Genomic DNA, 25,410 nt, shown 5'->3' with positions numbered 1-25,410 from the left:
TCTGATCCTCCGTAGTTTTTGCAAACATAGAGAATCATAAACTAATGAAATCGCTAAACTTAATTTTAGGTCGGGCTCTGACAGGAAAAAAGTCTGCTGATTTGATGGATTTACTATAGTAATCCTTTGGGGTCAGCATCATGGCATATTTGCTTAGTCTTCTTGATAAGAGCCCGGTTGAAGCGGGCTCGACCTATAGAGATGCATTGCAGGCAACCGTGAAAACCGCCATCCGGGCAGAACAGCTTGGCTATCATCGTTTCTGGCTGGCGGAGCATCACGGCATGCCAAATCTCGCCAGCTCTGCTCCTGAAACGCTCATTGCCTATCTCCTCGCCAGAACCTCAAAATCCGTATCGGTTCGGGTGGAGTGATGCTGCAGCATTACAGCGCCTACAAGGTGGCCGAAACCTTCAATCTTCTGTCCACGCTGGCGCCGGGACGCGTTGATCTTGGCGTTGGCAAGGCGCCGGGCGGCTTTCCACTGTCAACGGCGGCCTTGCAGGCAGGATCCGATCCAGCCCTGAAGCCTGCCTTTGAAAAGCAGATTGATGATCTCAATGCCTATCTTTCCGATGAGCTGGACGGGGGGCGAGCGTTTGCCACGCCGCGTCCGCCGTTGCCGCAGAACGCGGCTATTTCGACCCGAACCTGAAACCTGGCACATTGCGCGATCATCTCGGACTGCCATTCCGTGAAAGTCGCTATGCAGGGGCTGATGCAGTGAGCGTCGACAAGGCCGTAGGGGCCTGAAAGGACAGAGCATGGATCTTTCAATTCGGCCATTTTCGGTGTCTGATCCCGTCGCGCAAGGCATAGCTGCCCGTCTGGATGAATTCATTGCCCTGCGCCATGACATTCATGCTCATCCGGAGCTTGCCTTCAACGAACACCGAACCAGTGCGCTCGTTGCCTCCCTGCTGTCTGACTGGGGCTATGAGGTTACGACGGGCATTGCCAGAACTGGGGTCGTTGGCACATTGCGGCGCGGGCATGGCAATCGCAGCGTGGCAATCCGTGCGGATATGGATGCGTTGCCGATAGAGGAGGTGACCGGGCTCTCCTATGCCAGCCGCAATCCGGGAGTCATGCATGCCTGCGGTCATGATGGTCACACCACGATCCTGCTGGCTGCGGCACGCTATCTGGCTGAAAATGGCAATTTCAGTGGTACGCTGCACCTCGTCTTCCAGCCTGCCGAGGAAATTGCCTCAGGCGCACGCAAGATGCTGTCAGAAGGGCTGTTCGAGCGATTTTCAGCCAATGCCGTCTTTGGTTTGCACAACTGGCCGGGACTTGCGGCCGGCCGGTTTGGCTTTATCACCGGCCCGGCCATGGCTTCGGTGGACAGAGCGGCGATCACGATCATGGGCCGGGGCGGGCATGGCGCAGAGCCACAGAATGGCGTCGATCCGGTTCTCGCATCGGCATTCCTCATCACGGCGCTGCAAAGCGTGGTGTCGCGCAATGTTGATCCGCGTGAAATGGCGGTTGTCACGGTTGGCTCCATTCATGGCGGCAGCGCGTCCAACGTCATTCCCTAACAGGTGGCACTGAAACTGTCCATGCGCGCCTATAGCGAGGCGGTGCGTCAGATTTTTCGGCAACGCATTACCGCGCTGGCGCAGGCGCGGGCGGAAATTCGCCGTGCCTGCGATATTATCGAATGGGATGCGCAGGAAGGCCGCCGGGTCTATGGGCGGCAGATTCCGGGCGAAGCCGGCATGATGCATCTCGCCTTGCGTGAACCGATTGGCGTTGTTGCGGCTTTTTCGCCATGGAATTTTCCGGTGAGCTCGCCCGCACGTAAGGTTGCCGGCGCGCTTGCCGCAGGGTGCTCAATCATATTGAAGGCCTCGGAGGAAACTCCTGCCAGTGCCATGCTGCTGGTCAAGGCGTTTGAGGATGCGGGGCTACCGGCTGGCGTGCTTAATCTGGTGTTTGGTGTGCCGCACGAAATCTCAACCTATCTGATCAGTCATCCGGTCATCCGTCTCGTTACCTTTACCGGCTCGGTTCCGGTCGGGAAAAGTCTGGCAAGCCTTGCTGGCCAGCATATGAAGCCGGTGATCATGGAACTGGGCGGCCATTGCCCGGTGATCATTTGCGAGGATGTCGATGTTGAACTGGTGGCCCGGTAGTCAGCTGAAGCCAAATCACGCAATGCAGGTCAGGTATGCGTCGCACCGACACGCTTTTCCGTGCATGAGCGCATCCATGATCAGTTTGTGGCACTTTTCGTCCGTCATCTGTCGGTGCTGAAAATGGGCAGTGGTCTTGATCCACAGACCGGACTCGGGCCGCTGGCCAATGTGTGTCGCCTGACTGCCATGGATGAAATGGTGACTGATGCCGTTGCGCGTGGCGCGAGGGTGGTGACGGGCGGTGTTCGCCATGGCAACAAGGGCTATTTTTATCCGATGACGGTGCTCACGCATGTGCCAGCGCATGCACGCTGCATGATGGAAGAACCATTTGGTCCGCTTGCGCCGGTCATCCCATTTTCCACGCTTGAGGAGGCCATCCGCAGTGCCAACAGCCTGCCCTATGGATTGGCGGCCTATGGATTCACGCAGAATGCAGACCATGTTGCAACAATGATTGCCAATCTTGAGTGTGGAAACCTATCCATCAACCACTTCGTGGCATCCGTGGTAGAAACGCCATTTGGTGGTGTCAAGGACAGCGGACATGGCCGTGAAGGTGGCACGGAGGGTTTGCAGTGCTATACCGTGGTCAAGAATGTCTCTCATCTCACAAGCCCATTACACATAAGGCCTGAATGATATTGAACCGCTTACAAGTAAAAGCTAAGTGACATCAGGTCGTGGCACCATGGTGCGGCGTGTTGTGCTTAACCACGCCATAATGCGAATAGATCTTTTGAATATTCAAAATGTTCTGCATGATATTCATCAGATTCATATTGTTTGTTTCTATCGATAATGTGTCGTCATCCGCATCATGCGCTGCCGTTTCATGCGTCAGGTTTTTGAGCGCAGCAATGATGATCGCAACGGCTTCATTTTCCTTGGAGTTTAAGGCTGGCTTGGTCTGTAATGCATAATTGCTGATATAGTCGCAGATACGTTCACAGGATGCGATGGCTGGAAGCCAGGCCAGAGCTTGTGTGCTTGCCGGCGGCGGTTCGGCAGCAAGTCTTTGCAGTCTGATGCGCATATTGGACAGTTCCGCATAGGCATGACGGCGCGTTGCGGTTGTATCGTCAAAAACCTGTGTTGGCCTTTGCGGCCCATCTTGCGCTTTCTGTACGATTTCTTCCAGATAGGCGGCGAGGGCCTGCAGAATGGATGTAAAACTGCGCTGAAAATTCCTGACGGAAGAATTTGGCCAGATGAGTTGGCCAAAGACCAGTACGATGCATGCACCAATGAGTGTGTCGATGAGACGTGGCTCTCCATAATTGATGGTTGGCCCCGGGATGATCAAGTCAATCAGAATAAGCACAAGCGGCGTCAGGAAAGTGCACATGAAGGCATAGCTTTTGAGTGAAGCCCATGGCAAAAGCGCACTCAAGATGGCAATGACCACAATCAGCGGCATGCCCTTGGGTACAAGCATGAATATGGCTGTGGCCAGTATGACGCCGGCCAGGGTTCCCACGCTGCGTAGCACTGCGCGCACGAATATGGAGCCGAAATCAGGTTTGAGAATGACGGCAACGGATAGCGGTATCCAGTAGGTCCGCTCGCCCGGAATTGCATACTCGGCAATCATGGCCACGAACATGCACAGCGCGAGTTTTGTGGCCGTGACGATGGTTTCATGGCCAAAATAGAATTTATCTTTTAGCTGGGTCAGGTGGATATGGCCAACAGGCTTCAGCTCGTCCAAGTCGTCATGCAGGAGCTGGGTGGACCTGCTCTGCAACAGGGGAGCTATTTCATTGTGCAAGCGGAAAATGTTGTAGGTCAGGGAATCCGCATAATCTGCTGCGATTTCTGCGTCATGAGTGTTTTTTGGATGTTTGAGTTCATGCGCTAGCGTTTGTAACTGTTGTGCAGCCTTTGCCCTCAAGGCCTTGTCCTGTGGTGACACATTCAGCAATGTGCTGATGCGGTCAATAATGCCGAGGATCTTCGCGTGATAATCGCCCGTGACGGATCGCCCATCGGCCTGCCGCTGATTGTCGAGCAATGCCTGATAGGCTGCAAGCTGCGCACCGGTAAGACGATTGTAAGCTGCCCTAAAAGCTTCGCTGTCCTGGTCCTGCCTGATGGAAATATTGGCGACATTGGCGAGTTCGCTGACCAAGCCAAGAATGATCTTGCGTTCCGGATTATTGGGCGTAATCAAGGCCTCAAGTGCCAGCAGTGCGGATGCATAACATGCGCCGGCAAGATACAGGCTCGGCATTAGCCATATCGGCGCGCTGCCATGGGTGTGTGCTGCAACTACTGTCATCACCAGCATTTGCAGGGAAGCAGCCGAAAAAGCCGCGCCATAGCTGCTGATCAGGCCGGATAAAAACGAAACCGTCACGACGCCTGCAATTGTCCAGATACCATATCCGCCGATCAGTGCGCCAATTATATAGCCGGACATGCCGATGGGGGCTGAAATCAGAATCCTGCGAAAACGGATACGATAGGGATCCGTCTGGACCTTGACCGCTGTTAACACCCCCCCCAGGCACAGGATCATTGCTTCCACAACATGGCCGGTATGAAAGCCGATGGCCATGGGTATGGTTGTGATCAGAACCAGCCGTAGGGAATGCCGCCATGGCCAATGCGTAACCTTGGATGTTTGCGCCAGATTGCGTAACCATGGTGCCGGTTCATAAGTCATGGACTGACCACTTGCTCTATAGACTTGCCTGGAATGAAAACTGAAGCTTTCGTTTCTGGATCGGGGTCAATGACTGGTCTCAAACACAAAAAAGTAAACCATTTGTTTTGCTGGAAGAAATGGTAACAAGAGCTGAATTCAGCATGATTTATACTGTCTTGAGACTCAAATTGATATAACGCATGAAAAGAACGTATCTGCCTGGGGATCGTGATTGTCTGACAATGCCCTTTTCAATCCGTTGCAAAGATTCTTTACCCTCACATAATAATCGGATTGAATAGTTATTCAACTTTTTCGTTCATAATTAAATTATGAGAATGAGGGGGAGGACAATGGAAAGTGATTTTATCAATGCCCTGACATTTACATTCATGTCTGTGTTTTCCATGGTCAATCCCATTGGCATGGCACCAGTCTTTTTGGCGCAGACCAGTCGCCAGCCTGCGGAAGTGCGGCACAGGCTTGCCTACAAGGTTGCTGCCTATGGCGCGATTCTGTTGATCATCTCGATGTTTATTGGCCCGGCCATCCTGCAGTTCTTTGGGGTGACATTGGCCGATATTCAGGTGGCGGGTGGGATTTTTGTCTTTTTCACGGCATGGGGCATGCTGGTGGCCAATCCACGTCAGGGCAAATCCGCTGTCGCCGAGCCGGAATTCAGCGAAGACAGCGCTGAGGACATTGCCTTTTTTCCCCTCACCATGCCGATTACTGCCGGGGCGGGAACGATCGCCATTGTACTAACCATTTCCAGCAAGATAAACGGAAGCTGGCACACGCAGCTCTTATCATATCTTGGCGCCATAACCGGAATTCTGCTGGTTTTTCTGATTGTTGCGGTCTGTTATCGCTTTGCGGATGTTATCTTCAGGAAACTGGGGCCAGCGGGAACGGCGGTTTTGACAAGGCTGACCGCCTTCCTGCTGCTTGCCGTTGGTGTTTCCATTGTATGGGGTGGCATTACGGGTCTCATCGCTACCCTGAAATAGGTGCTAAATCTGGATATAGACATGGGCGGCCAGAATCCAGATCACGCCCAGAAGCAATGTGGCAAGGGTCACCGGAACACCGGAACGCGCGAAGGCACCAAAGCTGATCTGAATGCCGCATTTGGCGGCCTGCTCAACAACAATGATGCCGGCAAGGCTGCCAAAGATGATAAGATTACTGGAGAAGCCAGTGGCGAGCGCCAGTGAAGCGCCGAGCAAGGCCGAAAATTCATTGTGTGGTATATAGGGCGTCAGCAACATGACAGCCGGATTATTGCCCACAAGGTCACTCAAAATGGCACTGACGGCATAGAGCGACAGCGGGTGGTTTATGTCAAAGCCGATTTCCTTGAGGCTTGCAAACAGGGACTGGATCAGGCCTGTATTGGCAATGGCCTGATTACAGATAAACAGCCCGATCATCAGCAGGAGCAGATTGCCATCGACCTGCTTCAGCACATCTTGCGAGGACAGGCTTCGGTTAAGCAGCAAAACGCCGGCGCCGGCCAAGGCAACAATTTCCTTTGGCCAGATGTCAAGGATCAGGGCGATGATAACGATGGTCGCCACAATGCCGGCCTTGATCACTTCAACATGATCAAGCTTGAATCCAATGGAAGCCTGTGACGTCTTTTGCGGTGTTGCCAGTGTCCATTTGTTCTTGAATTGCAGGTTCAGGATAGCCCAGATCAGGAGCAGGGAAAGAATGGCCGGCAGACCAGCCCACAGAAAGAACTGGTTGAAGGAGAGATCAAGCGCCTGTGCGATGATCATGTTCTGCGGGCTGCCGATCAGGGTTCCGGCAGAACCTGCATTGGCGGCAAAGCAAAAGGCCAGGAGAAAGGGCACAGGATTCAGCCTGCGCGCCAGCGTCACGGAAACCAGAAGCGGGCTCATTGACAGGACAACGACGTCATTCGTTAGCAAGGACGACAGAACCGCGCCCATGATGATGATGACGGCCAGCAACATGCTGGGCTTGAGCGGCAGGCTGGCGACCTTGAAAGCTGTCCAGTCATAAAAGCCGGAAAGGGTGAAGGCACCGGAAATGACCATCAGACCAAACAGAAGCCAGATGGTCTTGTAATCAATTGCAGCCCATGCAGCTTCAGGGCTGATGCGACCAGCAACAATCAATGCCAATGCGCCAAGCAATGCAGCCCCGGTTCTGTCAACATTGAAATAGGGAAGCTTGCCCAGCCCCATGGCCAGATAGACAAGGATGAAAATGATGACGCTGGTATACATTGAAATGTCTGCTTCGGTCTGTGATTAAATCCTAATAAACCGCAGCCTGCAGATTTCAGGATGCAGTACATCAGTGCAATGTGAATTATCCTATAAAGAGGATAGGATCATTTTGGCAAGACTGCTGAATGGTGACTGCAAAGCAGACACAGGCGCGGAATTCTTTCAGTTTGTTCGTGAGCGGTGCATCAGGAAAACAGGTGCATATTCACGGAAACTCTCAATTGTTCTGACATATGATTTTTCCGCTGTTGCGGATGGAAAACCGGCTCGCGCTTTTCCTGGAACTGTCCAAAAGAATGTGGCGGGTTAAACCCGCCACACCTTTCCCGGACAAGATTTTGATCAGAATTATTGGATCAGTTCTTTATCGTGTCTTCCAGGAAGAAACGTCCGAGCGGATTCTGATGGAAGTTTTCAATATTGGTGCGCGTGACGTTGATATATGGGCTGTAATAGAGGTCGATCCAGTGGACGTCGTCTTTCGCCATTTTCTGCAGATCAATATACATCTGCTCACGCTTTTCCGGATCGGTTTCCAGACGCGCAGCCGCGACCAGTTCCTTCACCTTTTCATTATTGTAGCGGGTCATGTAGTTCATATTGGTGTCATGACCCAATACGAAGGTGGTTTTCTGATCCGGGTCGAGCACGTCATTCGTCCAATACATGACCGAAATATCGTAGTCGCCATCAATCAGCATGCCCCAGGTCTGGCTTGGATCGACCTTCTGCAGGTTGACCTTGACGCCAGCCTTCTCAAGCTGCTGCTGCAGCAGAACGGCGATCTGCTCGTCGGTTTCGTTGCCCGCATTGACGATATAGTTGAGCGTCAGATCCGATGCGCCTGCCTCGGCCAGCATCTGCTTTGCCTTTTCCGGGTCATAAGGACGTTTCAGATTGTCGGCATAGTGATAAAGCGCGCCTTTCGGAATATAGGAATTTGCGACCTGACCAATGCCAAAGGTGACCGTATCAACGATAGCCTGCTTGTCGATGGCCATGTCGAGAGCCTGGCGCACTTCCTTCTTGGCAAGAGCGCCATGTTCATGATTGATCAGAAGATGGTCTTCGCGCGTTGACGTATCTTCAATGATCTTGAGATTGGGGTCTTTCTTGAGTTCTGCAACACGGGCAAAGGGAACGAAGATGGCGGCATCGAGCTGGCCGGCCTGAACGTTGAGCATGCGCGTATTGTCATCCGGCACCGAAATCCATTCGACACCATCCAGCTTGACGCGGTCAGCTTCCCAGAAATGCGGGTTCTTCTTCAGGATGACACGATCACCACGGCGCCATTCATCAACCACAAAGGCACCCGATGCGATCGGCTTTTCTGCATAGCCATCCTCACCCAGTTCTTCCATGCCCTTCTTGGACAGGACAGACACATTGGGCAGGGCCAGCGTCGAAAGAAAAGGTGCCGAAGGCGACTTCAGCTTGACGACAAGGGTTTTCGGGTCAACCGCTTCAGCTGTATCAATGACGCTATAAGAGTCACTCCAGAGAGAACCGGGATTGTCGCGAATGCGCAGCAGCGAGAAGGCTGCATCTTCAGCGGTGATCGGTGATCCATCCGAGAATTTCGCGTCGCGGATCTTGAACGTATAGGTCAGGCCATCGTCGGAAATCGTCCAGCTTTCAGCCAGACCCGGTTCAAGCTTGGTGCCGGTCTTGTCGACGCGTACCAACACGTCATAGACGTTGGAAAACACCCAGTTGTCAATGTTCTGTGCCGTCTTGATCGGGTCGAATGTCTGGGAGTCCTCACGGCGGCCGATCGTCAGGACACCGGCAGCTTCCGCGATGGCTGCACCCAGCGTCACGCTCGTCATGACCGTGACGAGACCGATTTTCATCCACTTTTTCAGCATATCTCTATTTCCCCTTTGGACTTTGGATGATTGCACATCATTGGATGTGAATTCAGGATGCTTCCGCTAGAATGCGTTTTTCAAACAATGAGTTGGCGGGATCGATATCGGGTATAGCATCAATGAGCGCCCGCGTGTAATCCTGTTTCGGATTGGTGAAGACCTCGGCACTTGGCCCTTCTTCAACAATCTTGCCGTGATACATCACCACAACCCGTTCACACAGATTGCGAACGACAGCGAGATCATGCGCGATGAAAAGCAGGGTCAACTGCATCTTGCTCTTGAGTTCGCGAAAGAGATCGACGATCTGCGCCTGGATCGTCACATCGAGTGCGGCAATACATTCGTCGGCGATGATGAGCTGGGGATCAACCGCAAGTGCGCGTGCAATGCCTGCGCGCTGGCACTGGCCGCCACTCATGCTACGCGGCTTGCGCGCGGCAAAACTCGGGTCGAGCCCAACGAGATCAAGCAGTTCATTGATCCGCTCAGGTATTCTGTCTTCCTCAACCTTGCCCTGCACGCGCAGGACTTCGGCCAGCGTGTCGCCTATCGTCATGCGCGGATTGAGTGAATTGAACGGATCCTGAAACACCATGGCCGCATCGCGGCGCAAGGCTGGACGCGCTTCCTTGCGTACCGCGCTCAAGGTCAGCCCGTTGAAGGTGACGCTGCCTTCCGAAATCGGCGCGAGGCCCAAGATTGCACGGGCAAGCGTACTCTTGCCGCTGCCGGATTCGCCGACAATGCCGACAGTTTCACCCGCAAAAACTTCAAGGCTCACGCCCTTCAAGGCGCTTGTTGTGCGGGTTTTGAAAAAACCACCCGCAACTGGATAGCGCACATGCAGATCATTGACCTGTAACAGGGGCACCCTGCCTTGAATGATTTCGGGCTGCGCCGCAACGGTTTCGGGCATGGATGGATGGCTGGCAATGAGATTACGCGTATAAGGATCGCACGGATGGCGTAGCACATCCTGTTTCTGCCCTTGCTCCAGCAATTTGCCATGACGCATCACGGCAATGCGGTCACAGGTTTGCGCAACCACGCCAAGATCATGGGTGATCAGGATGATGGACAGTCCGCGTTGATCGCGAATATGCATCAGAAGCTGCAGGATCTGCGCTTGAATCGTCACATCAAGCGCGGTTGTCGGCTCATCGGCAATCAGGATTTCCGGATCACAGGAAAGGGCGATTGCAATCATCGCGCGCTGGCGCATGCCACCTGAAAACTCATGCGGATAATTGGCATATTGCCGTTCTGGCGCGGAAAAGCCGACCTGCCGCATGATTTCAATCGCAGCTTCCCGGGCCTTGGCCTTGTCCAGCCCCTTATGGAAGCGAATGCCTTCCGCGATCTGGTCGCCAATGCTCATGACCGGGTCAAGGTGGCTGGTCGGGTTCTGGAAGATCATGCCGATCTTGCCGCCGCGCACGGCAAGCATGTCGGCTTCGCTGGCCTCTACCAGATTTCTGTCACCTAGCATGACTGAGCCGCCATTGATCTTGATGACGGAGGAGGGCAACAGGCGGACAATCGAGCGGCAGAGCAGGCTTTTGCCGGAACCGCTTTCGCCGACGAGGCCAAGAATCTCGCCTTTGTTGAGCTCAAGCGAAACCCCATCGATCAGGCGCCGCTTTTCATCGGGCAGTTCCGCATCGACCACAAGATTCTGGATGGAGAGAACGGGTTTGGTCATTCGTATACTCCCAGAGCTTCACCCAATCCATCGCCCAGCATGCTGAAGCCGAAGGCAAGCAGCACGATCGAAAGCCCCGGGAACAAGGTGATCCACCATGCGGTTGTCACGAATGGCTGACCTTCGGCAACCATGACGCCCCATTCGGCAACAGGTGGCTGCACACCCAGACCGAGATAGCTGATCGCTGCACCATTGAGCAGCACCAGCACTGCGTCCGACATGACAAAGACCAGGGAGCCGGCAATCGCATTGGGCAGGAGGTGGCGGAACATGATGCGGAAACGGCTGAAGCCAAGGCTTTCAGCGGCAACGGCATAGTCCATGGACTTGATCACCAGTATCTGTGCCCGGACAAGGCGGGCATAGGACACCCAGCCGACAAGCGCCATGGCGATATAGAAGCTGGTCAGTCCCGGCCCCAGAATCGCGATGATGGACAGCATCAGCACCAGAAACGGAAAGGCGAGGATGATGTCGATGATGCGCATGAAGATCGTATCGATGATGCCGCCAAGGAAACCGGCAACCGTGCCTATCACCGTGCCAATGACAAAGGGGAAGATCACACCCAGGATCGCGATCTGAAGGTCGATACGTGTGCCCCAGATGACGCGGGACAGAATATCGCGGCCAAAATTGTCCGTGCCGAATGGATGCAGCCAGGAGGGCGCTTGCAGGCGCATGTCGGCATTCTGCAGGATGGGATCATAGGGTGCGATCAGAGGGGCAGCAAAAGCAAGCAGCACGAAAAAGGCGAGAATGCCGGTTCCGATCGCCAAGGTCGTACGACGGCCAAGGAACAACCTCCAGTTAACAAGGTTCAAGACCAGTGGACGCGCGTTCATAGCTTCACCCTTGGATCAAGGACGACAGTCGCAATATCTGCCAGAAAATTCACGATGACGGTTGCGCAGGCGAAAACCATCGCGACACCCTGCACCACCATATAGTCGCGCGAGAAAATGGCGCGCACCAGAAGCTGTCCCATGCCGGGCAGAGCAAAAACGCTTTCCACAACCACGGTGCCGCCAATCAGCCAGCCAATATTGACGGCAAGCAGATTGACCGTCGGCACAAGCGAGTTTGGCAGGACATGTCGCCAGAAGACGATATTTTCCGGCATGCCGCGCGCACGTGCAGCCGTTGCAACATCCGAATTCAGAGCTTGGATCATTGCGGCGCGCAGGCTGCGGGCAAGCACGGTCGAAAGTGACAGCGCGATCGTCAGGCTTGGCAGGATCAGATGGGCAAGCTTTTCCTTCAGCGTATTGCCATAGCCGGAAACCGGCAGCAGATCGAGTTTCACGCTGAACAGGATGATCAGCATCAACGCCAGCCAGAAGGGCGGAAAGCCGATGCCGAAGGTCGAGACCGTGCGGATGACATGGTCGCTCAGTTTGCCATTGTTGCGGGCGGCAATCGCTGCCATTGGCACGGCAATGAGAATGGACAGGATGACGCTGCAGATCACCAGCATCAATGTCGGCTCAATACGGGTTGCAATCAACTTCAACACGTCAATCTTGAACAGGATCGACTTGCCCATTTCGCCATGGGCGATGTTGCGCAGGAAATAGAAGTACTGAAGCCACAATGGCTCATCGAGGCCATATTGCGCGCGAATATTGGCAATTGCCGTAGGTGTTGCGCGCGTGCCGAGCAAAACGCGCGCCGGATCACCCGGAATAAGCCTGACCAGAATAAAGGTGATGACACTGATGCCGAACAGCACTGGCAATAATTGCAGCGGTCGACGGAGGACGAACTGGAAACGATGCATGGGCTGCGCAGTTTCTCCCTGATGGTCCTCTTAACGAGAGGAACGATGCCGATTGAGAAAGCCGGTTAACACCGGATAATAATCAGTCGGATTTTCATAAAATGGCATATGGCTGGCATTGCGCAGTACATGCAGTTCAGCGTTTTTCAAAGCCATTTTCATGCGCAAGGCACAGGCCGGCGTGAGTTCATCATGTTCACCAACGGTAATCAGCACCGGCATTTTCAGCTTGCCCATATCGGCAATGCGGTTCCAGTCTTTCAGGTTGCCGGTATAGAGGAATTCATTTGGCCCCTGCATGGTGCAATAGGGGCCCATGTTCCAGTCATCAAGCGAGCGCTTGACCGGGGCAGGCCATTCGGGCAGACGGCAGACGTGACGATAGTTGAGGATCGTGATCGCTGCGGCATATTCCGGATGATCCAGCGTGCCCTCTGCCTCATGCTTCTGCATCATGGCAACGGTTTCGGATCCAAGCGCACTGCGCAGTCGCTCCAGTTCGCTGACCAGATGCGGAATGTCGGCGACCGTATCCTCAAGAATGAGAGTCTTCAGATTTTCTGGATAGGTCAGGGCATATTCAATGCCGAGCCAGCCGCCCCATGAATGGCCAAGCAGATGCACCTTGCCAAGGCCAAGAGTCTGGCGGACGGTCTCTACTTCTTCGACATAGCGCTCGATTGTCCACAGGGATGTGTCGGTCGGACGATCCGATGCGCCCGTGCCAAGCTGGTCGAAGGCGACAACCCGATAACCTTCATCCACCATGCAGGAATGTGCATCCCGGAGATAATCGCAGGGCAGGCCCGGCCCACCATTGAGGCAAAGAATGACGTCGTCGCCAGTTCCAAAACTGTAGGCAATCACCTTATGAGCGCCCACAGGCACTTCATACCGGTTATCCGGCCGCATTTCACGCCACATATGTTCCCCGATCATTGTTTCGACCCGTTTGCCGCGTCGAATTGTCATCATCATTTTTCTTTTGATTTTGAACCGAATAACTAATCTGTACCAGCTATAAAAAGTGATAGGGTGAACACACGGGCTTTGGGAGGGGCCACTTGGTGGGAGGAAGTTTCGGAGATCAGGATGCTGGATCAGATCGAAAACTTCAGACAGGCTTTCGCAGCTCACAAAACGCTCGACGGTTGTATTGATGCGATCTTTCAGGCCATGAAGCCGCTTGGCTTTGAGGCCCTTATTTATGATTACTCGCCATCCACCTTCGACATGCATGGCGAGATGATGGGACCATCGTTGATGAAACTGCGTAATGTCAGCGATGACATGGCAGAATATTGGGCCAAGAAGGGCTATTACCGCATTGATCCGGTGCAACGGCTCGCCTGCCGTGCCTCGATGCCCTTCTACTGGAACTATGACGAAAAATCTGAATCCCTGTTGCGGCCATTCATGACGGAAGACACTGCTCCCGTCGCGCATTACCTGCATGAGCGCGATATATCGGCAGGCGTCACGGTACCCATCCATATGCCACATGGGGCTTATGCGACCGTGACGGGTATCTTTTCTGGTCCGCGTGCGGATTTCAGGCAGCGCGCCTTGCGCTATGTCGCGGAATTCAACCTGATGGCGCAGGTCTTTCATGACGCGGCCTTTGCGCTGTTTGATGAGCAGGCGCGGGGCATGGGCAAGGTGCATCTGACCGAGCGCGAGCGTGAATGCCTGCGCTATGCGGCAGAGGGCCTGTCGGCCAAGGAAATCTCGCGCATTATTGATCGCTCTGTGCCAACGGTGGTGATGCATCTCAACGCCGCGGCGCGGAAACTTGGAGCGAAGAACCGCACACAGGCAGTTGTACGCGCAACCCGTGCCCGGCTTCTGGATGCGTGAGCAAACCGACCTATAAGTTATGATAGCTGCCGCGGCTCAAAAAGCGGCGTTATGGTTCTCCAAAAACAGCAAATGGAGGACCAAATGGCTTCGCCCAAGCAAACGGAAGGCTTCATGCCTTTCCGTGATTACAAGACCTGGTATCGCATTACCGGCTCGCTCGATTCAGGAAAACTTCCGCTCGTTGTGGCGCATGGTGGTCCCGGTTGCACACATGACTATGTGGACGCCTTCAAGGACATTGCCGAACTCGATGGACGCGCGGTCATTCACTATGACCAGCTTGGCAACGGAAACTCCACCCGCCTTGTCGACAAGGGAGCTGATTTCTGGACGGTGGACCTGTTCCTGGAAGAGCTGGATTGCCTGCTGAAACATCTGGGCATTCAGGATCACTATGCCTTTCTTGGCCAGTCCTGGGGCGGCATGTTGGGCGCAGAACACGCCGTACGTCAGCCGCAGGGGCTCAAGGCACTGGTCATCGCCAATTCTCCGGCCAATATGCATACATGGGTTGCCGAAGCCAACCGTCTGCGTCTTGAATTGCCCGCCGATGTGCAGGAAACGCTTCTCAAGCATGAAAAGGCCGGCACGCTGACTGATCCGGAATATATTGCCGCCTCGCGCGTTTTCTATGATCGCCATGTCTGCCGGGTCAATCCATGGCCGGCCGAGGTTGCGCGCACCTTCGCCATCATGGATGAAGACAATACCGTCTATCGCAACATGAATGGCCCGACCGAATTCCATGTGATCGGTACGATGAAGGACTGGACGATTGAAGATCGCCTCCATCTCATTCAGGCGCCAACCCTGATCATTTCCGGCCGCCATGATGAGGCGACTCCATTGGTGGTCAAACCCTATGTTGACAATGTCAAGGGCAGCAAATGGGTGCTGTTTGAGCACTCAAGCCACATGCCGCATGTCGAGGAACGCGAATTGTGCATGAAGACCGTATCGGATTTCCTGAGAGAAACCGAGGCAGCCTGAAACGCAAATGTCGCCCGAACAGGGATGCCAGAACAATCTGGCATCCCTTATGGTGACAAGACATTGTCGCCTCTTTCGTCCACGCGAGCCTTTTGACGGCTTGCCGGAAAGACCTGTCATCACACGGAACAGCCCGCCTTCAGGCCTTCAAACACGGCTTCTTCGGCTGTACGCGGCGCCATGGCATCGCCAATGATCGTATAGCTTATGTCGAGCCCGGTAAGCGTATCGAGGAAATCCGTGCGTGACTGATGTCCGGTTGCCAATACGAGCGTGTCAACATCCTCAAGGATGATCGGCTCGCCTGATGTCGTATGCTGGAAATAGACTGTCCTCTGATCTGCGCCATAAAGGCGGGCATAGGGCGTGATCTGCACCTGCAGCTTGTGCAATATTCCGGCCAGATTATCACGCACATAGAAGGGCAGGGGCGAGCCGAACATGGGTGAATTGATGGCAAGGCGCACATAATGGCCTTCCTGCGTCAGTTTCTGTGCAAGACCGGCGCCAATCCAGTCTGATTTCCAGTCGGCAATCACCACATTGCCACGTGGCTTTTCCCGGTTTTCCAGCACATCCCATGCGCTCAGAATCCGCACGCTGTCATCGACTTCAAGCGGTGGGAAATAGGGCGTGGCGCCGGTGGCAAGGATGATCTCATCCGGCCTGTCCGCTTCAATCAGCGCGCGGTCGACCTTCCGGTTCAGGCAGAACGTCACACCTGCCAGTTCACATTCCCGCTTGAGATTGGTGATGATGCCGCCAAACTCCGCACGGCCGGGCAGAAGCTGCGCCAGGAGCGCCTGTCCGCCCAGCTGCCTGCCGGCTTCATAAAGCGTGACTTCATGGCCGCGCAGGGCGGCGGTTGCTGCCGCCTTCATGCCAGCAGGCCCACCGCCGACCACCATGACACGTTTTGGTTTTGCGGCTTTGGGCAATGTGCCGAATTGCAGTTCGCGTCCGGTTTCAGGGTGCTGGATGCAGGAGATGGGCAGGCCGCGATGGAAATGACCGATACAGGCCTGATTGCAGGCAATGCAGGCGCGGATATCATCGATTTTGCCGTTCCTTGCTTTGAGCGGCATGTCCGGATCACAGATCAGCGCGCGCGTCATGCCGCAAATGTCGGCCTGCCCACTGGCGATGATGCTTTCTGCCTCCTGTGGCTGGTTGATGCGTCCGGTGACGATCACCGGCACCTTTGTCGCCTGTTTGAGCCGCGCCGCATAGGGCGCAACATAGGCCGCCTTGAAGGTCATCGGCGCGGTAATATGAATCGCAGCACCCTGGCTTGCCGATGTACCGCAGGTGACGGAATAATAATCCACCAGCCCGTCGAGATATGGGACCGCCGCCAGCCATTCATCTGCGGTAATGCCAAGCTGTTCATCATCTTCATCAAGCGAAATGCGCATGCCGATGATGAAGTCCTCATGGGTTGCTGCCCGCATGGCCTGCAGACATTCAATCAGGAAGCGCCTGCGGTTTTCCGGCGAGCCGCCATACTCATCCGTGCGCAGATTGGTCTTTTCCGACAGAAACTGCGACGGCAGATAGCCATGCGAGGCGACATATTCAACGCCGTCCAGCCCTGCCACCAGCATGCGGCGGGCACCGGCAGCGTAGCCATCAATGATTTCCCGGATGAGGGGCTTGTCGAGTGCCCGTGGCATGACATGAAAGCGTTCATTCGGAACCGGAGACGGGGCATAGGCGACCGCCAGAAGGCCGTCAGCGCTTTCCATGATCTCGCGGCCGGGATGAAAAAGCTGTGATACAACCACGGCGCCATGCGCATGGCATTTTTCCGCAAGCGCGCGATAGCCCGCAATACAGTCGTCACTGGTCGCCATGATCAGATGCGAAGTATAGCGGGCTGTCTCATGAATGCCGGCAACCTGCGTGACAATCAGCCCGACGCCGCCTCTGGCGCGTGCTTCCTGATAGGCAATATAGGCTTCGGAAACCAGACCATTTTCAGGCAGGCAGGTATCATGACCAGAGGACATGATACGGTTCTTGATTGTCTTTCGGCCAAGAGTGATTGGCTGGAACAGATGGGGAAAGGCTGTGGCAGTCATGAGCGTTTCCGATGTCATTTTTCGCCCCAACGGGCTTTCTTGTCGAGGAAACGGTACCAGCTGCCAACGATCGGCAGGAACCATGGATTGCCATTGTAGCAATAGAGCCGCGGGAAGTGTGTGTTGATGACGCCGCGGTCATGGCCCGGTTTGTTCAGGATCATTTCCGCCATGCGATGTCCGATATAGGTGGCCATGGAAACGCCATTGCCATTATAGCAGGAAGAATAATAGATCCCATCAGGCAAGCGGCCGGCATGAGTGACAAAGTCATAGGCAAAGCATACATTGCCAAGCCAGGAATGGGTGAGTTTCACGCCTCTTAACGACGGGAAAGTGTGCTCCATGAAGGCGCGCAGGCCAACGGCCGATTCCTGTTCATTGGCCTTGCGGAAGCTTGCACGGCCGCCAAAGAGAATGCGCTTTCCATCTGGCGAACGACGGAAATAATAAAGAATATGCTTGGTGTCGTTGACGACACGGTTTTGCGGGATCAGCTCCTCCAGCATGTCGAAAGGCAGCTCTTCGGTGGCGATCATATAGCTCTGAACCGGAATGATGCGCTTTCTCAGCCACGGAAACTCTGGGCCGGCATAGCCATTGACGGCAATGAAAACCGAATCCGCACGGATCTGTACGGTGCCGGTGTCATTGGTCTGGCTCAATCGTGCAAGATAGGCAGAGCCTGACTTGTCCGCCCCGCCATAGCGCCAGCCGGTGAAGATGCGCACGCCAAGTGCGCGGGCGCGGTCAGCAAGGGCTTTCACATATTTCGCCGGATGCAGCGAGCCCCAGTCATGTCTCAACAGCGCGCCGCGATAGATGTCGGTCTTGAGGACGCGGTGGACGTCCTTTTCCTCAATCAACTCAAATTGCGTGCGTTTGTCGGCGGGCAGTCTGTCGCGGATCTGGCGCAGCCGGGCAAAGTCCTGTCTGGAATGTGCACCGGCGACAGAGCCGTTCAGATTGAGATCGATATCTGCGCCCAGTGATTGCGCCCGTTTGATCAGGAATGAAACGGATGCATCATAGTCTTCAATGATTTCGCGCCCACGCTTGTCGCCAAACTTGCGCTGTGCATAGGCCAGATCGAATTTCGGCGAATTGCCAAGCTGGCCGCCATTGCGTGAGCTTGCCCCCTCGCCAATGCGCATGGCATCCACGACGAAGATATTGCCAATGCCTTCTTCAGCCAGCGTAATGGCCGCAGACAGGCCGGTATATCCCGCACCAATGATCAGAACCGAGCAGTCACTCTTGTCGAAACTGCGCTCGCCATGTTGTGGTTCTGCGTCTTCCCACCAGTATGGTGTCGTTTTCATGGCTACTCCCGATGCCTTTACTGAAGCGCCTGCATCTCTTCGCTGATGCAGGACGATTTACTGGATATGGACGGTGAAATAGAGTTTTCTGACTGGCTTGAGTGTACGCCAGATGCCGCGGAAGCTGGGCTCGATCACCACAAGGTCGCCAGCGCCAAACTTGCGCACCTCGTTGGAGCCTTCTTCCTCAAGCTCGATCTCGCCTTCCAGAATGTAGAAATGTTCATGCGTCTTCTCATCGCGCGAAACCCGGTGTTCGCCCGGCGTTGCCGTCCAGATGCCAGACTGCACATGACTTGAATAGAACGGGGCTGTCGTGAATTCAGGGTTACCCTTCAGCACGCGTGCCGGATCCGGGCGGCTGACATTGGTTGCGATGAGTTCATGTGTGGAAATGCCTTTCAGACGGGACACTGTATTCTCCTTGAAGGGTCAGGGGAGCAGAAGGCTGTCTTCAGCCCTGAAATTGAGAAAAACCTGGGCGCCATTGGCATGAATGCCGGTGCGGGCAGCGCCATATACGCTGATGAGCAGGCCGTCGCCGACACGCACGCTGTACAGTGCGCGATCCCCGGAATAGGTTGAATTGACCACTTCGCCTGCAAGCGAAACCTGGCCCTGGCCTGCTGGCTGAAGATCGATGCTGATGTCTTCCGGGCGCAGCATCAGTGTCGCCTGGGCCGTGGCAAAATCGCTCTTCATCGGAACGCGGATGCCATGGCCGCTGAAGATGATTTCACCATCAACCCCTCCTTTCGTGACTTCACCCTCGATGAGGTTCGATTTGCCAATGAAATCGGCGACAAAGCGCGTCTTGGGGTGGCGATAGAGATCAAAGGCGGTTGCATATTGCACGATGCGGCCCTGATTCATGACGGCGATGCGGTCAGACATATGCATCGCCTCTTCCTGATCATGCGTGACATTGATGAAGGTCGTGCCGAGGGTCTGGTGGATCTCGCGCAGCTCCTCCTGCAGATCAACGCGCAGCTTCTTGTCGAGTGCGGACATCGGCTCATCCAGCAAAAGCAGATCCGGCTTGAAGACGAGCGCACGGGCAAGCGCCACACGCTGCTGCTGACCGCCTGACAGTTCGCTTGGCTTGCGATGGGCGAATTTGCTGAGCTGTACCAGATCAAGCATGGCCGCCACTCTGGTTGCAATCTCTTCCTTGCCCATTCGACGCACACGCAGCGGATAGGCTATATTGTTGAAGACCGTCATATGCGGAAACAGGGCATAACCCTGAAAGACCAAGCCGAAATTGCGCTTTTCCGGCGGAAGCCTGGAAATGTCGCGCCCATCCATCAGGATCTGACCGGAACTGACCGGCTCAAAACCGGCAAGGATTTTCAGCAGTGTCGTCTTGCCCGATCCCGATGGCCCAAGCAGGGTTACAAATTCGCCTTTCTCGATCGAGGCGGAAACATCAAACAGGGCCTGAGCCTCGCCGTAGAACTTATTGATATTCTGAATCTCTATGAAAGCCATGATGTGCGTTCCAATTGATGCTCAGATCTTCCGTTTGCTGGCGCTCTTTTGAGCCTTGTTCAGGAGCAGAAGGAAGAAGAGACTGATCAAGGAAAGGATGAGTGCGATGACAACGATGGACGGCTGAAGCCGGTCACGCAGGGCTGCGAACAGGGCGATCGGCAGGGTTGTTGATTGCGGCGAGGCAAGAAACAGCGCCACGACCACCTCATCGAAGGATGTCACGAAGGCAAACAGTGCTCCGGCGAGGAAGCCCGGCGCCGTCAGCGGCAGGGTGACATGCCAGAAGCGGTAATTGCGTGAACTGCCAAGCGAGGCCGCGGCTCGATCGAGATCGGGATCAAGCCCTTTCAGCGATGTCATGACCGATAGGAACACAAGCGGCGCGCCGAGAATTGCATGGGCTAACGCCAACGACCAGTAGCTGCCCGAAAGCCCGACACGGCCAAAGACATAAGCAAAGGCCACGCCGATCACGATACTGGGGATAACGATTGGCGAGACGAACAGCGCCGACAGTACGATCTGCGACAGGCGGTTGGTAAGCATCACGCCCATGGCGGCAAGACCGCCGATCAGCACGGCAATCACCATTGCGCCGCAGGCAACCTTGATACTGTTGAAAAAGGCATGCGTCCAGTGCGGCTGTGTGAATACCGTGAGGAACCAGTCAAAAGTGAATCCTTCCATGGGATAGGTCAGGAAGGAGCTTGTGTTGAAGGCGAGCGGAAAGACGAACAGCATTGGCAGAACCATGAAGGCCAGCGCCAGAGTGAGGCTCGTCCAATAGATGACGCGGGACATCAGGCAACCCTCCTCTTGCTTGCAGCGATCCAGCGCACAACGCCGTAGAGCGACATGGAAATGATGAGGACACTGAGCAACATGACCGAAAGTGCAGACGCCATGCCCCAGTTCAGGCTGCGCTTGACGAAATCGGCAATGTAATAGGACAGCATCTGGTCACCCGGACCGCCGGTGAGCGCCGGCGTGACATAGAAGCCAAGGGCCAGAATGAAGACCGTTCCGCCACCGACAAAGACGCCGCGCAGGCTCTGCGGAAAATAGACGCGCAGGAAGGTTTCAATGCCGCCAGCACCTAGGCTGCGTGAGGCGTCAGCCTGCGAGCGCGGTATGGTGCGCATGACATTCATCATCGGAATGACGGCAAAGGGCAGCAGCACATGGGTCATGGCGACAAGCGCGCCAAAACGGTTGAAGATGAGCTGCATCGGTTCGGCTATCACGCCAAGCCAGACCAGAAAATTGTTGACGATGCCATTGGTCTGGAGCAGAACCACCCAGGCGGTTGTGCGCACCAGAATGGAAATCCAGAAACTCAAGAGGATGAGGGTCAGCACTGTGCCGGCAAGGCGCGGGCCGCCATTGGCGACGGCATAAGCGAGCGGATAGCCGATGAGCAATGTCAGCAGCGTCACCTGTGCGGAGATCATCAGTGTGCGCAACATGATCTGCACATAGATGTCGCCGCCTTCGGTATTGCTGGCCGAGCTGGAAGCACCAAAATTTATGCCGGTTGCCTTTTCATAATGGCGGAGCGTGAAACGGACGGCATTGGTTTTGAGCACGTCCCAATATTTCTGTTCGCTCCATTTTTTGTCAAAATCGACAAGCCCCTTGGCGGTTGGTTCGATCTTGTCGGCATTGCGCAGCGTGTTGAGAAAGAGGGTACGAAATCCGGGCAGTTCCTGATTGAGCATGCGGGCGGTTTCACCCTGGGCTTTCGTATCCATCGCCGCCATGTCCGTGAGAAGGGCTGCCGCCTTCTTGTCGGCGTCATCGCCGGAAATGACCTGTCTGAGCGTCGGGAAACGATTGCTCATATCGCTGTTGTCGACACTGACCGACACGATCGAGCCAAGCGGAACCAGATAAAGCAGAAGATAGACGCTCAATGGGATGATCAGCAGAGCCAGGGCTGCAAGCCCATTGCGTTGCCCGCCAAGACTAGCTTTCGCCATGCCAAGCCGCCTTTCAAATAATCAAAACAAAGAATCGGGCCGCCGCTTCAGGCGGCCCGCTCATTCGATTATTGTGTCGCCCACTTGCTCCAACGCTCATTGAGCGCATCGGCATTGTCGATCCAGAAGGCGTCAGAGAGGAACAGGGCATCCTTGATGTTGTTGCCCGCAGGCAGATCCTCGGCCACATTGGCCGGGATTAGATCGATGGCTTTGGTATTGGTCGGGCCATAGGGCATGAGTTCAGAAAACTTGGCCTGGTTCTGGGCATTATTGGCGATGCTGAAAAATTTCAGTGCCTGCTCCTTGTATGGTGAATTGGCCGGAATTGCCCAGTTATCGATGTTATAGATCTGGTTTTTCCAGACAAATTCCATCGGCTTGCCTTCCTTTTTGGCCGTGATGATGCGGCCATTATAGGCAGTGCTCAGCGTTACATTGCCGGCAGCCAACCATTCGACAGGCTGGGAGCCAGCATCCCAGAACTGCAGCAGATCCTTGATCGTATCAAGCTTGGCAAAGGCGCGGTCGACGCCTTCCGGCGTTGACAGGACCTCGTAGATCTTGTCGAGCGGCACGCCATCGGCCATCAACGCATATTCAAGGTTGAACATCGGATTGTTGCGCATGCCGCGCTTGCCCGGGAATTTTTCCCGGTCAAAGAAATCCTTCCAGTCCTGCGGTGGCTCTTTGAAGAGCTCGGTATTATAGGCAAAGCCATTGCCAATGACGACATTGCCGGCACCGCATGGGGTGACGGCATCCTTCAAAAGCTCATCCTTGAACTCGATCTTGTCCCAGTCGAGTTTTTCAAACAGGCCCTCATCGCAACCGATCTGCAGGGTTGAACCTTCAGTGATCACCAGATCCCAGATGACATTGCCGGTTTCAGCCATGGTCTTCAGTTCGGCAAGCCCACCCAGATAGGTGGTCTCGGTGATCTTCAGATTCTCATCCTTGGCGAACTGGTTGAAATAAGCTTCACGCTGTGCATCCTGATAGTTGCCACCCCAACCAGCAATCGTAAAATCGCGTGCCATAGCAGAAGATGCAAATGCAAATACCAAAGCCGAGACGGCTGCTGCCTTAAAGAAACGCATGAACTCCCCCTTTCATTATTCCAGATCGATCCGATTTTCACGCTACTCCCAATCTGCGCAACAGCGAATGATCGATATTGGAAACGATTTGTCCGATTAGATAAAATCCTATTAAAAAAATTGTCAACTTTTTTTAATATTATTATAAAGTCGACATTCAGTGAATGATGTAGGAGAAGCCCAGCATGGGGGCGGATACGGTTAGACTGTTCGAACGTCATCCAACAGAGATTGGAGAGCGTCTGCGGCTGCGCCGGAAATTGCGGGGAATGTCGCTTCGGGATGTGGCGACAAAGGCTGGCATATCGGTCGGTATGCTGAGTCAGGTCGAGCGTGGCCAGGCCTCCCCTTCGATCCGCAGTTTGCGTGCAATCTGCGATGCCTTGGGCATGCCGGTCATGTGGCTGTTTGAGGGTAATACTGATCAGGAAGCTGATGATCGTGATATTGTGGTGCGGCGGAACAACCGGCGTGAACTGACCTATGATGCCGGTGCATTGCGGAAGGAAATCCTGACTCCCGACACACAGCCGCAAATTCAGATGCTGCGTTTCATCATGCAGCCGGGCGCGGATTCCGGTGAGCCCTATTGCAATGATCAGGGCGGCAAATGCGGGCTTGTCCTGAGCGGCACTTTGGGTCTTGAACTTGATGGGCGTCAGTTTGTGATCAATGCCGGTGACAGTTTTGCTTTCCCCGCCCAAGCCATGGTTCGCTTCTGGACGATCGGTGATGCCATGTGTGAGGTCATCTGGGTTGTATCACCCGCAACAGTCTGACCCCAGAACTTATTCATTTTGTGAAACGACCATTCTTTGGTGGTCTGGAGCAGTTCAGATTTATACGGAAATGCTGAATTGCTTCAACTTGTTGTTTTCGCTGTTCTGGGAACAAGTCAGTTCCCGTTTTCCTGGAATTTTCTAAAGTAACTGCGCCTCCTGCTGCCGGGTTCAGCCTCTGCTGCAGAGGTTTTGTTTCAGGGTTTCTTTGAAAAGCTGTTTCTGGTTTTTAGGTCAAGAATATATTCATGATGATTGGTGTAAGGGTTCACGATCCGTATTGATATAACTCGCCTGTTAGTTCTGGCACTAATCTGATAAGTGATGGTGTGATAATTATATTGGAATAATATTTAAATTGATCAGTTAAATGAGGTTGAAATGGTAAACACAAGTAATGCTGCTACTTATCATTATAATTATGTTACTATTAATGCAGCAAATAATAAAGTTACACTTGCTGAAAATGGGGCATTTGAGATACAATGGAGATTTATTTCAGGCGGTCAAAATCCACCCAACGAAAATAACATAGGAGATGTGAAAACATTTGCTTTAAATAAGAATGATTTATGTTTTTATGTTGCTCGAAATAAATCTGAATATGTTTGGGATGGGTGCACGCCATATGTTTGGAATAATACAGTTGTTACGACATATAACATAGAAAACACAGGTAAAATGAACTTTGCATTTGCTGAAAGAATGACTTTGAAAACAGAAGATGGAAAGAATATATATTTAGATGATGTGATTATCGGACAATTTGATGCTAACACAAGCAATACCTGGTTAATGGGTGGATCACGCTGTACGATGAAAACATTCAGAACGGTTGTTGAATGCATATCAACCCCTAATGAACAGGGTGAAGTCTATTCCGTCCAATTTGTTGCAAATAATATAAATACTTTTACTATACAAAATACAACATTGATAACTACTAAATAATATAAATATTATTTAAAGTGGCTGATTGCTCCATAATTGTTTGATTAATATATGGATCATATTGGAAATAGATTATGATTTCCGTCTTCTAACATGTTTTATAAAGACATAAATCAGTGTGACAAGCAAAACAATTGCAACAATATTGGTTGTGTACAAAAATACGATCGCATCGCCAATCCGTTCATTGGCAAGCAGCCAGCTCGCAATTGACAGCCCGCATGCCACGCCAAAAAGCCAGGTCAGAATCCACAATACGATGCGCATGTTTACTCCATATTGTATTACATGGAAGCCATTATTAGGGATTTCTGTGTGTTCTTCAATATAAGAGCCCGCCCTAAAATTAAGTTTAGCGATTTCAGTAGTTTATGATTCTCTATGTTTACAAAAACTACGGAGGATCAGATGACATGGACTGAAACCGCTCGGCGTGA

General features: G+C 53.7%; 20 protein-coding genes and 3 pseudogenes. 8 read left to right on the top strand and 15 right to left on the bottom strand.

The window, feature by feature from the left end:
* Nucleotides 1-140: 140 nt before the first annotated feature.
* The 3 pseudogenes from ACFO1V_RS11460 to ACFO1V_RS11450 all read left to right on the top strand — a co-directional run.
* Nucleotides 141-619, top strand: a pseudogene (locus tag ACFO1V_RS11460) (MsnO8 family LLM class oxidoreductase); the annotation flags it as partial.
* 145 nt (nucleotides 620-764) lie between these two features.
* Nucleotides 765-1,640 (top strand): annotated as a pseudogene (locus ACFO1V_RS11455) (amidohydrolase); the annotation flags it as partial.
* Nucleotides 1,620-2,786: pseudogene (locus ACFO1V_RS11450) on the top strand (NAD-dependent succinate-semialdehyde dehydrogenase). The pseudogenes ACFO1V_RS11455 and ACFO1V_RS11450, both read left to right, overlap by 21 nt.
* A 34-nt stretch (nucleotides 2,787-2,820) precedes the next feature.
* Here the strand turns inward: ACFO1V_RS11450 and ACFO1V_RS11445 are convergent.
* On the bottom strand, nucleotides 2,821-4,812 hold the full coding sequence (locus ACFO1V_RS11445) for an FUSC family protein (RefSeq protein ID WP_374833821.1): 1,992 nt from the start codon (nucleotides 4,810-4,812) through the stop codon (nucleotides 2,821-2,823).
* Between the two features lie 335 nt (nucleotides 4,813-5,147).
* Between ACFO1V_RS11445 and ACFO1V_RS11440 the strand changes: the two genes are divergently transcribed.
* Nucleotides 5,148-5,804: a MarC family protein gene (locus ACFO1V_RS11440; RefSeq protein ID WP_374833823.1), complete on the top strand. Its 657-nt coding sequence runs from the start codon at nucleotides 5,148-5,150 to the stop codon at nucleotides 5,802-5,804.
* Nucleotides 5,805-5,807: 3 nt separating this feature from the next.
* On the opposite strand, the gene ACFO1V_RS11435 is transcribed toward ACFO1V_RS11440, so the two are convergent.
* The 6 genes from ACFO1V_RS11435 to ACFO1V_RS11410 all read right to left on the bottom strand — a co-directional run bounded on the left by ACFO1V_RS11435 (nucleotide 5,808) and on the right by ACFO1V_RS11410 (nucleotide 13,341).
* Nucleotides 5,808-7,052: an ArsB/NhaD family transporter gene (locus ACFO1V_RS11435; RefSeq protein ID WP_374833825.1), complete on the bottom strand. Its 1,245-nt coding sequence runs from the start codon at nucleotides 7,050-7,052 to the stop codon at nucleotides 5,808-5,810.
* Between the two features lie 359 nt (nucleotides 7,053-7,411).
* Nucleotides 7,412-8,926 carry an ABC transporter substrate-binding protein gene (locus ACFO1V_RS11430; protein ID WP_167874062.1) on the bottom strand — a complete coding sequence of 505 codons (1,515 nt, stop codon included), beginning with the start codon at nucleotides 8,924-8,926 and terminating at the stop codon, nucleotides 7,412-7,414.
* A gap of 52 nt (nucleotides 8,927-8,978) precedes the next feature.
* On the bottom strand, nucleotides 8,979-10,634 hold the full coding sequence (locus ACFO1V_RS11425) for a dipeptide ABC transporter ATP-binding protein (protein WP_167874063.1): 1,656 nt from the start codon (nucleotides 10,632-10,634) through the stop codon (nucleotides 8,979-8,981).
* Nucleotides 10,631-11,482: an ABC transporter permease gene (locus ACFO1V_RS11420; RefSeq protein WP_374833827.1), complete on the bottom strand. Its 852-nt coding sequence runs from the start codon at nucleotides 11,480-11,482 to the stop codon at nucleotides 10,631-10,633. Before ACFO1V_RS11420 ends, ACFO1V_RS11425 begins: the two co-directional genes overlap by 4 nt.
* Nucleotides 11,479-12,417 (bottom strand): ABC transporter permease, encoded by a 939-nt coding sequence (locus tag ACFO1V_RS11415; RefSeq protein WP_167874065.1) that lies wholly within the window; start codon nucleotides 12,415-12,417, stop codon nucleotides 11,479-11,481. The genes ACFO1V_RS11420 and ACFO1V_RS11415 overlap by 4 nt, the downstream gene beginning before the upstream one ends.
* A 30-nt stretch (nucleotides 12,418-12,447) precedes the next feature.
* The gene (locus ACFO1V_RS11410; protein ID WP_167874160.1) at nucleotides 12,448-13,341 is read right to left on the bottom strand and encodes a proline iminopeptidase-family hydrolase; all 894 of its coding nucleotides are present in this window, start codon (nucleotides 13,339-13,341) and stop codon (nucleotides 12,448-12,450) included.
* Between the two features lie 168 nt (nucleotides 13,342-13,509).
* Here ACFO1V_RS11410 and ACFO1V_RS11405 point away from each other — a divergent pair, with 168 nt between their 5' ends.
* Nucleotides 13,510-14,274, top strand: a complete 765-nt coding sequence (locus ACFO1V_RS11405; protein WP_374833829.1) for a helix-turn-helix transcriptional regulator — start codon at nucleotides 13,510-13,512, stop codon at nucleotides 14,272-14,274.
* An 84-nt stretch (nucleotides 14,275-14,358) separates the two neighbouring features.
* Nucleotides 14,359-15,267 carry a proline iminopeptidase-family hydrolase gene (locus tag ACFO1V_RS11400; RefSeq protein WP_167874067.1) on the top strand — a complete coding sequence of 303 codons (909 nt, stop codon included), beginning with the start codon at nucleotides 14,359-14,361 and terminating at the stop codon, nucleotides 15,265-15,267.
* A gap of 119 nt (nucleotides 15,268-15,386) precedes the next feature.
* Here the strand turns inward: ACFO1V_RS11400 and ACFO1V_RS11395 are convergent, their stop codons facing one another.
* From ACFO1V_RS11395 to ACFO1V_RS11365, 7 genes are all read right to left on the bottom strand, one after another.
* A complete protein-coding gene (locus ACFO1V_RS11395; protein ID WP_374833831.1) occupies nucleotides 15,387-17,348 on the bottom strand; it encodes an oxidoreductase in 1,962 nt (653 codons plus the stop codon).
* Between the two features lie 14 nt (nucleotides 17,349-17,362).
* Nucleotides 17,363-18,670 carry an NAD(P)/FAD-dependent oxidoreductase gene (locus ACFO1V_RS11390; RefSeq protein ID WP_374833833.1) on the bottom strand — a complete coding sequence of 436 codons (1,308 nt, stop codon included), beginning with the start codon at nucleotides 18,668-18,670 and terminating at the stop codon, nucleotides 17,363-17,365.
* Between the two features lie 57 nt (nucleotides 18,671-18,727).
* Complete coding sequence (locus ACFO1V_RS11385; RefSeq protein WP_374833835.1) at nucleotides 18,728-19,084, bottom strand: cupin domain-containing protein; 357 nt, start codon at nucleotides 19,082-19,084, stop codon at nucleotides 18,728-18,730.
* An 18-nt stretch (nucleotides 19,085-19,102) separates the two neighbouring features.
* Nucleotides 19,103-20,161 carry an ABC transporter ATP-binding protein gene (locus ACFO1V_RS11380; protein WP_374833837.1) on the bottom strand — a complete coding sequence of 353 codons (1,059 nt, stop codon included), beginning with the start codon at nucleotides 20,159-20,161 and terminating at the stop codon, nucleotides 19,103-19,105.
* A gap of 21 nt (nucleotides 20,162-20,182) precedes the next feature.
* Entirely contained in the window at nucleotides 20,183-20,965 is a 783-nt protein-coding gene (locus ACFO1V_RS11375; RefSeq protein ID WP_374833839.1) for an ABC transporter permease, read from the bottom strand.
* A complete protein-coding gene (locus ACFO1V_RS11370) occupies nucleotides 20,965-22,143 on the bottom strand; it encodes an ABC transporter permease (RefSeq protein ID WP_374833841.1) in 1,179 nt (392 codons plus the stop codon). The genes ACFO1V_RS11375 and ACFO1V_RS11370 overlap by 1 nt, the downstream gene beginning before the upstream one ends.
* A 68-nt stretch (nucleotides 22,144-22,211) precedes the next feature.
* Nucleotides 22,212-23,183, bottom strand: coding sequence for an ABC transporter substrate-binding protein (locus tag ACFO1V_RS11365; protein WP_380075108.1), 972 nt, complete (start codon nucleotides 23,181-23,183; stop codon nucleotides 22,212-22,214).
* A gap of 245 nt (nucleotides 23,184-23,428) precedes the next feature.
* Here ACFO1V_RS11365 and ACFO1V_RS11360 point away from each other — a divergent pair, with 245 nt between their 5' ends.
* Together ACFO1V_RS11360 and ACFO1V_RS11355 are read left to right on the top strand one after the other, a co-directional pair.
* Nucleotides 23,429-24,022, top strand: coding sequence for a helix-turn-helix domain-containing protein (locus ACFO1V_RS11360; RefSeq protein WP_374833845.1), 594 nt, complete (start codon nucleotides 23,429-23,431; stop codon nucleotides 24,020-24,022).
* Nucleotides 24,023-24,403: 381 nt separating this feature from the next.
* Entirely contained in the window at nucleotides 24,404-24,973 is a 570-nt protein-coding gene (locus ACFO1V_RS11355; protein ID WP_374833847.1) for a hypothetical protein, read from the top strand.
* 72 nt (nucleotides 24,974-25,045) lie between these two features.
* Here the strand turns inward: ACFO1V_RS11355 and ACFO1V_RS11350 are convergent, their stop codons facing one another.
* Nucleotides 25,046-25,240 carry a hypothetical protein gene (locus ACFO1V_RS11350; protein ID WP_374833849.1) on the bottom strand — a complete coding sequence of 65 codons (195 nt, stop codon included), beginning with the start codon at nucleotides 25,238-25,240 and terminating at the stop codon, nucleotides 25,046-25,048.
* Between the last annotated feature and the right edge of the window lie 170 nt (nucleotides 25,241-25,410).

Source organism: Daeguia caeni, assembly GCF_042653845.1.
In the GTDB taxonomy this organism is placed as follows: domain Bacteria; phylum Pseudomonadota; class Alphaproteobacteria; order Rhizobiales; family Rhizobiaceae; genus Brucella; species Brucella caeni.
The sequence above is the reverse complement of the archived record's forward strand: the minus strand, read 5'-3'. Positions and strand labels throughout refer to the sequence as shown.

What these genes read in the sequence shown, in the direction of transcription:
- ACFO1V_RS11400 (WP_167874067.1), top strand. Translation starts at nt 14,359, where the DNA reads ATGGCTTCGCCCAAGCAAACGGAAGGCTTCATGCCTTTCCGTGATTAC.
- ACFO1V_RS11355 (WP_374833847.1), top strand. Translation starts at nt 24,404, where the DNA reads ATGGTAAACACAAGTAATGCTGCTACTTATCATTATAATTATGTTACT.
- ACFO1V_RS11405 (WP_374833829.1), top strand. Translation starts at nt 13,510, where the DNA reads ATGCTGGATCAGATCGAAAACTTCAGACAGGCTTTCGCAGCTCACAAA.
- ACFO1V_RS11415 (WP_167874065.1), bottom strand. Translation starts at nt 12,417, where the DNA reads ATGCATCGTTTCCAGTTCGTCCTCCGTCGACCGCTGCAATTATTGCCA.
- ACFO1V_RS11370 (WP_374833841.1), bottom strand. Translation starts at nt 22,143, where the DNA reads ATGGCGAAAGCTAGTCTTGGCGGGCAACGCAATGGGCTTGCAGCCCTG.
- ACFO1V_RS11420 (WP_374833827.1), bottom strand. Translation starts at nt 11,482, where the DNA reads ATGAACGCGCGTCCACTGGTCTTGAACCTTGTTAACTGGAGGTTGTTC.
- ACFO1V_RS11350 (WP_374833849.1), bottom strand. Translation starts at nt 25,240, where the DNA reads ATGCGCATCGTATTGTGGATTCTGACCTGGCTTTTTGGCGTGGCATGC.
- ACFO1V_RS11410 (WP_167874160.1), bottom strand. Translation starts at nt 13,341, where the DNA reads ATGTGGCGTGAAATGCGGCCGGATAACCGGTATGAAGTGCCTGTGGGC.
- ACFO1V_RS11435 (WP_374833825.1), bottom strand. Translation starts at nt 7,052, where the DNA reads ATGTATACCAGCGTCATCATTTTCATCCTTGTCTATCTGGCCATGGGG.
- ACFO1V_RS11360 (WP_374833845.1), top strand. Translation starts at nt 23,429, where the DNA reads ATGGGGGCGGATACGGTTAGACTGTTCGAACGTCATCCAACAGAGATT.
- ACFO1V_RS11445 (WP_374833821.1), bottom strand. Translation starts at nt 4,812, where the DNA reads ATGACTTATGAACCGGCACCATGGTTACGCAATCTGGCGCAAACATCC.
- ACFO1V_RS11380 (WP_374833837.1), bottom strand. Translation starts at nt 20,161, where the DNA reads ATGGCTTTCATAGAGATTCAGAATATCAATAAGTTCTACGGCGAGGCT.
- ACFO1V_RS11395 (WP_374833831.1), bottom strand. Translation starts at nt 17,348, where the DNA reads ATGACTGCCACAGCCTTTCCCCATCTGTTCCAGCCAATCACTCTTGGC.
- ACFO1V_RS11430 (WP_167874062.1), bottom strand. Translation starts at nt 8,926, where the DNA reads ATGCTGAAAAAGTGGATGAAAATCGGTCTCGTCACGGTCATGACGAGC.
- ACFO1V_RS11365 (WP_380075108.1), bottom strand. Translation starts at nt 23,183, where the DNA reads ATGGCACGCGATTTTACGATTGCTGGTTGGGGTGGCAACTATCAGGAT.
- ACFO1V_RS11425 (WP_167874063.1), bottom strand. Translation starts at nt 10,634, where the DNA reads ATGACCAAACCCGTTCTCTCCATCCAGAATCTTGTGGTCGATGCGGAA.
- ACFO1V_RS11390 (WP_374833833.1), bottom strand. Translation starts at nt 18,670, where the DNA reads ATGAAAACGACACCATACTGGTGGGAAGACGCAGAACCACAACATGGC.
- ACFO1V_RS11375 (WP_374833839.1), bottom strand. Translation starts at nt 20,965, where the DNA reads ATGTCCCGCGTCATCTATTGGACGAGCCTCACTCTGGCGCTGGCCTTC.
- ACFO1V_RS11440 (WP_374833823.1), top strand. Translation starts at nt 5,148, where the DNA reads ATGGAAAGTGATTTTATCAATGCCCTGACATTTACATTCATGTCTGTG.